This is a genomic window from Parahoeflea olei, assembly GCF_001703635.1.
GTDB classification, from domain to species: domain Bacteria; phylum Pseudomonadota; class Alphaproteobacteria; order Rhizobiales; family Rhizobiaceae; genus Hoeflea; species Hoeflea olei.
In genome coordinates this window covers 1-11,699 of record NZ_LQZT01000004.1, presented here as the reverse complement: position 1 = coordinate 11,699, position 11,699 = coordinate 1, and the positions used below count along the sequence as shown (strand labels likewise).

8 protein-coding genes are annotated in these 11,699 nt (G+C 67.3%); all 8 read left to right on the top strand.

Features of this window, described 5'->3' with window-relative positions; genetic code table 11:
• Window positions 1-40: 40 nt before the first annotated feature.
• The 8 genes from AWJ14_RS04730 (at window position 41) to AWJ14_RS04695 (ending at window position 11,434) form a co-directional block, all read left to right on the top strand.
• A complete protein-coding gene (locus AWJ14_RS04730; RefSeq protein WP_066175609.1) occupies window positions 41-547 on the top strand; it encodes a DUF1993 domain-containing protein in 507 nt (168 codons plus the stop codon).
• A gap of 124 nt (window positions 548-671) precedes the next feature.
• Window positions 672-2,609, top strand: a complete 1,938-nt coding sequence (locus tag AWJ14_RS04725; protein ID WP_066175945.1) for an autotransporter assembly complex protein TamA — start codon at window positions 672-674, stop codon at window positions 2,607-2,609.
• Between the two features lies 1 nt (window position 2,610).
• Entirely contained in the window at window positions 2,611-6,801 is a 4,191-nt protein-coding gene (locus AWJ14_RS04720) for a translocation/assembly module TamB domain-containing protein (RefSeq protein ID WP_139112531.1), read from the top strand.
• A gap of 232 nt (window positions 6,802-7,033) precedes the next feature.
• On the top strand, window positions 7,034-7,483 hold the full coding sequence (gene msrB / locus AWJ14_RS04715) for a peptide-methionine (R)-S-oxide reductase MsrB (protein ID WP_066175604.1): 450 nt from the start codon (window positions 7,034-7,036) through the stop codon (window positions 7,481-7,483).
• Window positions 7,484-7,990 (top strand): peptide-methionine (S)-S-oxide reductase MsrA, encoded by a 507-nt coding sequence (gene msrA, locus AWJ14_RS04710; protein ID WP_066175601.1) that lies wholly within the window; start codon window positions 7,484-7,486, stop codon window positions 7,988-7,990.
• A gap of 98 nt (window positions 7,991-8,088) precedes the next feature.
• A complete protein-coding gene (locus tag AWJ14_RS04705; protein ID WP_066175598.1) occupies window positions 8,089-9,567 on the top strand; it encodes a protein adenylyltransferase SelO in 1,479 nt (492 codons plus the stop codon).
• Between the two features lie 211 nt (window positions 9,568-9,778).
• Window positions 9,779-10,909, top strand: coding sequence for a helix-turn-helix transcriptional regulator (locus tag AWJ14_RS04700; RefSeq protein WP_139112530.1), 1,131 nt, complete (start codon window positions 9,779-9,781; stop codon window positions 10,907-10,909).
• 147 nt (window positions 10,910-11,056) lie between these two features.
• On the top strand, window positions 11,057-11,434 hold the full coding sequence (locus AWJ14_RS04695) for a DUF6481 family protein (RefSeq protein WP_280949300.1): 378 nt from the start codon (window positions 11,057-11,059) through the stop codon (window positions 11,432-11,434).
• The last annotated feature ends 265 nt before the right edge of the window (window positions 11,435-11,699 follow it).

Sequence of the window (11,699 nt, the reverse complement as noted above, 5' to 3'; positions counted from 1 at the left end):
GGCCTCGTCCCTGCCGTTTCACACCAAGCGGAGAAGTCCGATGACGGTTTCCATGCATGCTCTCTCGGTGCCGTTCTATACGGCGGCGCTCTCCAATCTCGCGCATGTGCTCACCAGGGCAGAAGCCTGGGCCGCGGAGCGCAAGATCGATCCGGCTGTTCTTCTCAATGATCGCCTGGCGCCCGACATGCTGCCGCTCAAGCGGCAGGTGCAGATCGCCACCGATCATGCCAAGGGCGCCGTCGCCCGCCTCGGCGGTGTCGAAGTGCCGTCCTTCCCCGATGTCGAGGAGAGCTTTGCCGAACTGCAGGCGCGGATCGCCAGGACCCGCGACTTCATCGAGAGCGTTGCGGAGGCCGGCTTCGCCGGTGCGGAGGACAGAAACATCACGCTGAAGATCGGCGCGCAGGACATGAGCTTTCCCGGCCTGCAGTATTTCCAGGGGTTTTCCGTGCCGAATTTCTATTTTCACGTGACCACGGCCTACGCCATCCTGCGGCACAACGGTGCCCCTCTGGGGAAGCCGGATTTCTTCGGGCGCGCATGAGGTCGCAAAGGGCTACACTTCGCCTCATTCCGCTATATAAGGGAACGATCGCGCCCATGCCGGCGTTGCCAGATTGACACGTTGATTCAGGAAGCGTTCACCGCATCCTGCTAGATTGGTGAAGATGAGAGACCCGCGGGACAGGACATCCGGAACGGGCAGCCGCATCTGGCTGCGCAGGCTTTCCGCCGCCCTGTGTCTGGGCGTGGCGATCGCGGCCGTTCCCGCACCCGCGGGCGCCTTCGAGATTTTCGGCATCAAGCTGTTCGAGGACGACGAACCCACGGCGATCGAAATCGCCGATCCTTTGTCCTATAGCGCGACACTCGAAGTCGAGGGCGCGGGCCCCGACGATCCCTTGCGCGAAAAGCTTCAATCGGCTTCGGAACTGATGCGCAACATGGACAAGCCGGTTCCGGGCTCGATCGGCCTGATCCAGCGTGCCAACAGCGATTTCGAGCAGCTGGTCGCAGCCCTTTATGAAAACGCCCGCTATGCGGGGGAGGTGCGGATCTTCATCGCCGGCCGGCCGCTCGCCGACCTTCCGCCCGACGCGGACCTGAGTGCGGCCGCACCCGTGCCGGTGCGCATCCAGGTGGTGCCGGGCAAGCCGTTCCGGTTCGGCAAGGTCGATATCGTCGATGCCGCGGGCATTGCCTATGCCTCGCCGCTCGACGAACTGGCGCCAGGCGAACCCGCGAAGTCGACGGTCATTCTCGATGCCGAGACGAAACTGGTGCGCTCGCTCGAGGATGTCGGGCACCCGTTTGCGGAAGTCTCGAGCCGCGATATCGTCGCCGACCATGCCCGCGGCGTTCTCGATGTCACGCTGCGCGTGGACCCCGGCCCGGTGGCGCCGTTCGGGACGACCTCGGTCGAGGGCGCCGAAAGTGTCGATTCGGCCTTCATCGCCCGCATGGCGGGCATTCGCGAAGGCAAGCAGTATGATCGCGCCGACCTGGCGGCAGCGGAGAAGCGGCTGCGCGCGCTCGAGGTGTTTTCGAGCGTGACCGTGCGCGGCGCCGACAGCCTCACGCCTGCGGGCGCGGTGCCGGTAGAGGTCACGGTGTCCGAACGCAAGCATCGCTATCTCGGCGCGGGCGCGACCTTCTCTTCCACCGATGGCGGCGGGCTCGAAGCCTATTGGGGCCACCGCAACCTGTTCGGTCGCGCCGAAAAACTGCGCATCGAAGGCTCCGTGAGCAGCCTCGGCGATACCGCCGAAGCCAAGGACATGACCTGGCGCGGCGCGGTGCTGTTCGAAAAACCGGGCGTACTCGGACCGGCTTCCAAATTCACCTCGCAGCTCAAGGTCGAGCAGGAAAACCCCGATGCCTTCCGCCGCTTCTCGGTCGAGGGCAAGGTCGGCGTTTCCTATGAGCTCACCGAAACCCAGACGGTGTCCGCCGGGGTGGATGTCGAATATGCGAAGCTGACCGACAGCTTCAACGTCGATCTGGAAACGATCACGGTGGCGGTGCCGCTAGAATATGTGCGCGACACCCGCGACAACAAGCTCAACCCGAGCAGCGGCACGCGGCTGTCCTTGCTGGTCGAACCGGCCTACGAGATCAATTCCGGGGCGACTTTCGTCAAGCTGCGCGGCGAGGCCTCGGCCTATCGAGCCTTCGATGAGCAGAAACGCTTCATCGCCGCGGGCCGTATTGCCGCTGGCTCGATCGTCGGCGCCGATCTGGCGTCGATTCCCGCAAACCGGCGCTTCTATGCCGGTGGCGGGGGTTCGGTGCGCGGCTATGGCTACCAGGACATCGGCCCCGTCAATGCGCTCGGGCAGCCGACCGGCGGCCGTTCGCTGCTCGAAGCCTCGGGCGAGCTGCGCATCGGCATCACCGACACGATCGGCCTCGTGCCCTTCGTCGACGCGGGGCTCGTCAGCGCCAACGAGGACTTTTCCGATTCCGAGTTCAAGGTCGGCGCCGGTGTGGGCCTGCGCTATGCGACGCCCTTCGGCCCGCTGCGCATCGATGTCGCGCTGCCGCTGAACAAGGGGCCGCTTGATCCCGATTACGGAATCTATGCCGGGATCGGTCAGGCGTTCTGATATGGCAGGGTCCGGAAAAGCCAAATCCCGGGCGGGTGCTGTACGCTATGCGTTGCGGCTGTTCGCCATCTTGATCCTGGCGGTGATCGCAGGTCTGGTGATCGTGTTCGTGACCACGCCCGGCGGCCGGCTGATCGCGATTACGCTCAACCGGCTTGGCTCGGGGCCGGCGCAGACCGTCGAGATCGACCGCGTCGACGGGCTGTTTTCGGGCTCGACCCGGATCGGCCATGTCATGCTCAGCGACGGGACCGGCGAGCCTTGGCTCCTGCTCAAGGGCATCAAGATCGATTGGTCGCCTTTCGCGCTCGTCAATGCCGCCTTCGACGCCGACAGCGTCAGCATTGACCGGGTGGAACTGGCGCGGTTGCCCGAAGCGGGCGAAGATGCCTCCGAAAGCGGCGCGGTGTCGCTGCCGGTCGCCTTCGACATCCGCCGGATCGTCGCCGGCGACATCGTGCTCGGCGAGCCCGTGGCCGGCCGCGTCGCCCGGTTCGAGGCGCGCGGAAGCGCCAAGGTCAATGCGTCGCTGTCGACCGCGCTTGCCGATCTTGTTGTCAAGCGCACGGACGGCGTGGGGGGCGAACTGACGCTCGATGCCGATTACGAAGAGTCCGAAAACCGTCTTGATGTGTCGGCGAAGCTGAGCGAACCGGCCGGCGGCGTGATGGCCAATCTTGCCGGGCTGTCGCCCAATGACGCGATCACGCTCACGGCCACCTCGCAAGGGTCGCTGGCCGATTGGCAACTCACCGCGAACGGTCTCGTCAACGATGCCCTGGTGGCCGAGGCAAAGCTGCGGCTCAACAGGAGCGACGCCGGCGAGGCGGTCTCGGTCGAGGCCGGCGGGGAGTTCGAACGCTTCCTGCCGCCGGACCTGCGCCAGGTCGTGGCCGGGCGCAGCCAGTTGCTGCTCGAAGCGCTGGTCGAGCCTGACCGAAACGGCGCGGTGATCGACCTGTTCTCGTTCACTTCAGGGAGCGTCAGCGCCGAGGGGCGTGGCCGCGTGGCGCGCGAAGGCGCGGTCGACCTGACCCTGACGGCGGGCCCCCGGGACGGGGTCGCTCCTTTCGTCTTCGGGGAAGGCGATGGGCGGGTGAGCCTTGCGGTGCCGCAGCTCAGCGTCGGGGTCAAGGGCAATGCCGAGGAAGCCGCGGTCCGGGTCGAGGTCTCGACCGACCGCGTGGCGGCCACCGGCTACAGCGCCGACGCCATCCAGGCGACGGCAGATTTCGACCGGTTCTCATTGGCGACGCGCAGCGGTGCGGGGTCGTTCGAGGTCAAGCTCGGCGCAGCCGGCTCCAGCAACGAGATCGTCGCACGGGCACTTGCGGGTGGCGTGTCGGTGACGGGCGATGTCGCGCTGGCGGAAGACGGCGCGGTATCGAGCGACAAGGTCACGCTCCGCACCGGCGTGGCCGAAGTCGTATTGGAGAATGCGTCCTATGACGGCGCCGGCGGCGTTGCCGCCAGGATCGCGGGTTCGATCCGCAACGCGGTGCTGTCCGAGCAAGCGCCCGACATCCTGGGGCCCGAAACGCGGTTTGCCGCGGAGGTCTCGCGCGATGCGGCGGGCGCCGTTGCCGTGCGCGACTTTCAGCTCGCCTCCGACCATGCGAGTGCCGCGGGCGGCGTGGCGCTGTCCGACGACGGCGGGATCGAGGGCGATATCGAGGCAAGCCTCAAGCAGCTTGCCGGGCTCAATGCCGCTGTCAGCGGTGGTCTCGATCTCACGGCCTCCGTCTCCGGGCAAAGCTCCGCGCCGGGTTTTGAGGCGCGGATCACCGGCCAGGGGCTGAGCGTCGAGGGGCGCGATCTGTCCGACCTGGTGCTGAGCGCCAAGGGCGTCGCCGATCCGGCCGCGCCGCAGGCCGACTTGGACCTCTCCGGCACGCTGGAAGGCCGGCCCGTCAAGGGGCGCGTCGTGGTGGCGCAATCGGATGGCGCGGTGCGCGTCGATCCGCTGCGGCTCGAGGTCGCCGACAACCTGGTGTCGGGCGCCCTGGTGCTGGACCAGGCTTACCGCCCCACCGGCACGATCGAACTCGATCTCAAGGATCTCGGATCGCTTTCGGCGCTTGCGCTGCAGACGGTCAAGGGCAAGGGCGCGGGCAGCATCCGCTTCGAGGTACGCGACGCCAAATCGGTGGCCGACATCGCGCTTGGCTTCCCCGAGATCCGCGATGACGGCTATTCGGTGCGCGATGCACGGCTGAAAATGACCGTTGCCGATCTGATGGGCACGCCCGCGCCGGTGGGCACGCTCGATGTCGCACGGCTCAGCGCCGGCGGTACCGATGTCTCCGGCCTCACGGCCGGCTTCTCGCAGGAGCAGGGCTGGACCGCGATCGAGGCCAAGGCGCAGGCCGCCGGATTTCCGGTGTCGCTCGACGCGCGGGTGCGGCAGAGCGAGGGGCAGACGGAAATCGAGGTCGCGAGCGCGCGCACGAGCTACCAGGGCCTGAAGATCGACCTCCTCGAACCGGCCCGGGCGGTGATCCGCGACGGCACCACGCGGATCGAGCGGCTGGTGATTTCGCCCGGCGGCGGACGGGTGGCGGTGACCGGCTCAGCCGGACAGCAACTCAACCTCGATGTCGCGCTCGCAAACCTGCCGCTGACATCGGTCAATGCGGTTGCACCCGGGGCAGGGCTGTCGGGCTCCGTGTCCGGCAAGGTCACGGTGAGGGGCACGGCCTCCGCACCGGTGGTCGACTACACGCTTGATGCCGGCAATGTGCGCGCGGCGGCGGCCTCGTCGGTCACAGATGTTCCGGTGTCGCTCAAGGCAAGCGGTGGACTGCGCAGCGGGCGCCTGAGCTTTGACGCGCGCGCGAGCGGCGGGGGGCTGGCCTTTGCCGCCTCCGGCGGGCTCGACACCGGCGGATCCAAGGCGGTCTCGGCCAAGATCGACGGCAGCGTGCCGTTTTCGCTGCTGTCGGCCCCGCTTGCCCGGCAGGGGATCGCGCTGTCGGGCGCAGCCCAGGTCAACATGGATATCGGCGGCACCGTGGGCGGGCCGCGCATTTCCGGCACGGTCCGCACCTCGGGCGCGCGGCTGGTCGATGCGCGCACCGGCATCGCCGTCAACGACCTGTCCGCCGAAATCGGGCTTTCGCCGCAGCAGGCGTCGATCCGCTCGCTGTCGGGCACGCTGTCCTCGGGCGGACGCATCAGCGGTTCCGGCACCGTAGGGCTCGATCCGGCGGCCAGTTTTCCCGCCGATCTCAACCTGAAGGTCGAACGCGGCCGCTATGCCGACGGCAGAACGGTGGCGACGCGGTTTGACGCGGATCTCGGGCTCTCCGGCCCGCTGACAGGTCTGCCGCAGCTGTCCGGGACGGTCGTGCTCGACGAAACCACGATCACCGTGCCCGACACGATTCCGAGTTCGATCGCGCAATTGAACGTCACCCATGAAAACGCCTCCGCCCAGGTGCGCTCCCAGGCCGAGCGCCTGTCGGGCGGCGGCAGCGAGGGTGCCTCCACCGGGGTGGGGCTCGACGTGCAGGTGCGCGCCAGCCGGATCTTCGTGCGCGGGCGCGGCATGGACGTGGAACTTGGCGGCTCGGTGCGGCTGACCGGCACCACCGGCGCGCCGGTTGCTGCCGGGGGCTTCGATCTCAGGCGCGGCCGGCTCAGCATTGTCGGCCAGACGCTCGATTTCGACCGCGGCCGGCTCGGTTTTGCGGGCTCCGTGGTGCCGATCCTCGATCTCGCGGCCTCAAGCCGCTCGGGCAGCACCACCGTCACCATCGCGGTGACGGGACCGGCGGATGCGCCGGAATTCAAATTCTCCTCGAGCCCGACCCTGCCCGAGGAAGAGGTGCTCGCGCAACTCGTGTTCGGCCGCTCGATGAACAGCCTGTCGGCGCTGCAGATTGCCCAGCTTGCCGAGGCGGTCGGGCAGTTGACCGGCGCGGTCAAGGGCGGCGGGCTGGTCGAGCAGCTGCGCCGCGCCACCGGTGTCGACGACATCGACGTGCGCACCGACGAAGAGACCGGCGACACCTCGCTGGGCGTCGGCAAATATCTGAACGACCGCACCTATCTCGGGATCGAGAGCGGCGGATCGGCCGGAGCCGGCAAGGCGCGCATCGATCTCGATGTCGGCAAGGGCATCAAGCTGCGCGGCGAAGCGAGCTCTAGCGGCGAAACCAAGGGCGGCATCTTCTTCGAACGCGAATACTGAGGACGGGCGCCGCTTTGGCGGCCAAGGGTGCGTTGTCTGCCGGCAGTCCGGGCGTCCTGGCTCGGCCAGACGGTTCGCTTGCGCCGGTTGCTCGCGCCGCATCTCACCACAAATTCATCCGGCGTGAGGCCAAATCCGGCGCCGTGAACGCCGCCGGCGATTGAAAACCGGCGCGGTGTGGCCCATGTCTGTGGGACAACCAGACAGATTTTCAGTCAGGAAGATGCGCCCCATGTCAAAAACCTATGTCCGCAGCGATGATGCTCTCTCGAAACTGACGCCCGAACAGTTCCGCGTCACCCAGCAGAACGGCACCGAGCGGCCGTTTACCGGCGAGTACAACGACAACAAGGCCGCCGGCATCTATGTCGACATCGTTTCCGGCGAGCCGCTGTTCGCTTCGTCCGACAAGTTCGAAAGCGGGTGCGGCTGGCCGAGCTTCACCAAGCCGATCGAACCCGCGCATGTGAAGGAACTGCGCGACGTGAGCCACGGCATGATCCGCACGGAAGTCCGCTCCACCCATGGCGACAGCCATCTGGGGCACGTGTTTCCCGACGGGCCGCGCGACCGCGGCGGGCTGCGCTACTGCATCAATTCCGCATCGTTGCGGTTCGTACCCAAGGCCCAGATGGAGGCCGAGGGCTATGGCGACTATCTTGACCAGGTGGAGGATATCTAGATGAGCGAACGCGCAGTACTGGCCGGCGGATGCTTCTGGGGCATGCAGGACCTGATCCGCAAGATGCCGGGCGTCGAGAAAACCCGCGTCGGCTATTCCGGCGGTGACGTCAAGAACGCGACCTACCGCAATCACGGCACCCATGCCGAGGCGATCGAGATCATCTTCGATCCGTCGAAGCTGAGTTATCGCCGACTTCTGGAGTTCTTCTTCCAGATCCACGATCCCACCACGCCCAACCGCCAGGGCAACGACCGCGGCCCGTCCTACCGCTCGGCGATCTATTATGTCGACGAGCGGCAGCGCGAGATCGCGCTCGACACCATTGCCGATGTCGATGCCTCGGGCCTGTGGCCGGGCAAGGTGGTGACCGAGGTCGAGCCGGTGGGCGATTTCTGGGAGGCCGAGCCGGAGCACCAGGATTATCTCGAACGCATTCCGAACGGCTATACCTGTCATTTCGCCCGGCCGGGCTGGGTTCTGCCCAAGCGCGACGCCGCGGAATAGGGCAGGCGCCCGACGCCCCGCCGGCACCGCCGCTGCAGCGGCTTGCGTCTGCAAGGCAGCGATGCCCGGCAGACGCCCCATAACCTCAGGATTTGACCATGAGCACCGCCCCCTTCCGGTTCGACAACAGCTATGCCCGCGACCTCGAAGGCTTTTATGTGCCGTGGAAGGGGGCCGAGGTTCCGGCCCCTGAGATGATCCGCTTCAATCGCGCTCTGGCCGCTGAGTTGGGTCTCGACGCCACGGCGCTCGACAGTCCGGCCGGGGCCGCTATCCTTGCCGGCCACACCGCGCCGGAGGGCGCAACCCCGCTGGCGATGGCCTATGCCGGCCACCAGTTCGGCGGCTTCTCGCCGCAACTCGGCGATGGGCGTGCGTTGCTTCTGGGCGAGGTGATCGACCCGCAAGGCCGGCGTCGTGACCTGCATCTGAAGGGCTCGGGCCGGACGCCGTTTTCGCGCGGTGGCGATGGCAAGGCCGTGATCGGCCCGGTCTTGCGCGAATATCTGATCGGCGAGGCGATGCATGCGCTGGGTGTGCCCACCACCCGGGCGCTTGCGGCGGTGGCGACCGGCGAGCGGATCCTCAGGCAGGACGGACCCGCCCCCGGCGCGGTGCTGGCGCGGGTTGCGTCGAGCCATTTGCGGGTCGGCACCTTCCAGTTCTTCGCCGCCCGCGGCGAGACCGCCAGGCTGCGCCAACTCGCCGACTACGCGATTGCCCGCCATTATCCGGAGCTCTCAGGCCAGCCCGACCGCGCTCTCGGGCTGCTGTCCGCCGTCCTCGAGCGCCAGGCCAGGCTGATTGCCCAGTGGATGCATCTCGGCTTCGTGCACGGGGTGATGAACACCGACAACATGACGATTTCGGGGGAGACCATCGACTACGGGCCGTGCGCCTTCATCGATGGCTACAGTCCCGATGCGGTGTTCAGCTCGATCGATCACCAGGGGCGCTATGCCTTTGGCAACCAGCCGCAGATCGCGCAGTGGAATCTGGCGCGTTTTGCCGAAACCCTGCTCGATCTCATCAATCCCGACGACAGCGAGGATGCGGTCGCACGCGCGAGCACGGTGGTCAACGGATTTCCCGCCGCCTATGAGAGTGCCTGGCTCGAGGGTCTGCGCCTGAAGCTGGGGCTTGTGTCGGCGGAGCCCGAAGACCTCGATCTCGGCGTGGCGCTGCTTGTCGCGATGGCGCAATCGCAGGCGGATTTCACCCGCGTGTTCCGCAGCCTTTCCGCCGCCGTTGCGGGCGACGAGGAGCCCGTGCGGTCCCTCTTTGCCGACCCCGCCGCCATCGACGACTGGCTCGATCGCTACCGGGCGCGGCTTGCGCGCGACAGCGCTGCGCCCGAGCAGCGGAGGGCGGCAATGGACCGTGTCAATCCGGTTTACATCCCGCGCAACCATCTGGTGGAGGCGGCTCTGCAATCGGCTGCCGCGGGTGATCTCGGTCCGTTCGAGAAGCTGCTCGGGGTGCTTGCCGATCCCTTCACCGAGCGCGCGGGGCTCGAGGCTTTCGCGCGCGGCGCGCCGCCGGAGTTCGGACCCTACACGACCTTCTGCGGCACCTGACACGCGCCCGGCTGCCGGACTTTTTCCCGGCGTGAGGCCTGCCTGCCGCTGGGATCGGCCAACAAGTGGCTTGAAGACCGGGCAAGGGGGCTTATATGCTTGCGCCATCAAGTCAGGATAATGCCATGCGATCCGCCCCACATTCGCAGCGCCGCAACCGAGGCCAGGTTGCCCGTGGAGGCTGGCTCGGGCGTTCGCGGGGAGGGCGGTTGTGAGCGGGATGGGCATCGACGAGCGGGCGATGCGGGAGCGGCTGTTCGAGGCGGCGCTGAGCCCGGAGCTTTGGACCGACTGCCTGATCTCGCTGTCGGACTATGTCGGCGGCTCCTCGGTCAACCTGATCGTGCTCGACCGCCCCGGCGAGCGGCCCTATCTCGAACATTTCGTGCGTGGCGACGACCACACCTATGCCTCCTATATCGAAACCTATATCGCCATCGATCGCCGGGTTCCGCGCGTCGCCGAAGCGCCGGTGAACACGGTCCTGCTCGAGCACCAGGTGCTCACGGAGGAGGAAAGGCGCACCGATATCGTCTACAACGAGGTGCTGGCGACCGGCGGCATGCGCAACCTGATGCTGACCAACCTGTCGGCCGGCCCCGCCTATATGGGCGTGGGCGTGGCGCCCCATGACGACGCGGTGCCGTTCGAGCCGGAACAGGTCGAGCGCCTGACCCGCATCCTGCCCGATTTCCGCCATGCGCTGCGCTTCTACATCGCCAATCGCGATCTCGAATTGCAGCGCAGCGCGCTCGGAGATCTCTGGGCCTATGCGGGCAAGGCGGTGGTGATCCTCAATATTCATGGCGCCGTGCTGTTTGCCAACCAGCGGGCCGAGGAGATGCAGCGGGGCGGGCTGATGCGCATGAGCGCAGGCCGGCTGCGCTTTGCCGAGCGTGCCTCCGAGCTTGCCTGGCAGCAGCAGGCCGGCCGGCTTCACGGCGACGCCGCCGAGCCTTTCGGCGCCTTCCTGGCCGAGCATCCGGTCACGCGCGAGCAATACAGCGTGCGGCTGGTGGGTGCCGCGCCGATCGTCTCAAGCCTGCCGTCGTTCAAGTCGCCGGCCGTGATCCTGACGCTGGAGCCGCTGTCGGAAGCGCTCAGCATCGGCACCCGCGAGATCGACCGCTTCTGCCGCCTGTTCGGCGTCACCGCCGCCGAAAGCCGCGCGGTGGCCGCGGTGGCGGCCGGGCGCCCGCTTGACGCGCTTGCGGAGGAGGCCGGTGTCGCACTCGACACGGTGCGCAAGCAATTGAAATCCGCCATGCTCAAATGCGGCGTGTCGAGCCAGAAGGCGCTGATCTCCCGACTTGAGCGCTTCTGCTTCGTCTGTGCCGGCTAGGCGTGGCGCGCGGCCGTGCCGGCTGGCGGCCGGATTAATTGTGTCGCAAGGGTTGTGTAATTGCCGCCGGAGCGTCACATAGACGGCGGATCGCCGCATTTGGCGGCTTGCCCGAGCGGCATTGATCTCCACAAGGACGAATTCAGTTTGAAAAAGCAAGTACGCACCTCCTTCACCGACCGCCGTCAAGACGCCATGGAAGCCAAGCAGAAGCTTCTCGACAAGATGAAGGCCGCGCCGAAGCCGGATGACCCGGAAATGATTGCCAAGCGCGCCGAACGCGAGGCGGTCGCCAGGGCGCGCGAGGAACGCCGCGCCGAGCGCGAACGCCTGAAGCGCGAGCAAGAGGCGCAGAAGGCCGCGCAGGACGCCGCCGAGGCCGAAGCCGCCTATGCCGCCGAACACGCCGAGCAGATCGCCCGCGAGGCCGAGGAGAAGGCCCGCGCCGAACGCGCGGTCGCCGACATGGCCGCCATGAAGGAAAAGCGCGACCAGCGCTACGCCGCCCGCAAGGCGCGGCGCTGAGATCGGGCGGACTTGCTCGCTCACGGTGGGTGAGAGGATGCGATCCTGATGATCGGCTTTGCCTTCCCCTTGAGGGGAGGTCGGAGAAGCGAGCGGCAGCGAAGCTGATCCGGGAGGGGGGCTTCGCGCTCCGTGAGCCGCGGAGCGATCGGCACCCACGTTGCCACCGCCGGCTCGTCGGCCTTTGCTCGGTCAATCGCGGCCTGTGGCTCGATTGTGTGCGTCAAGTTCTGCAAATTGGGCGGCCATGAAGCTGGTCATGCGG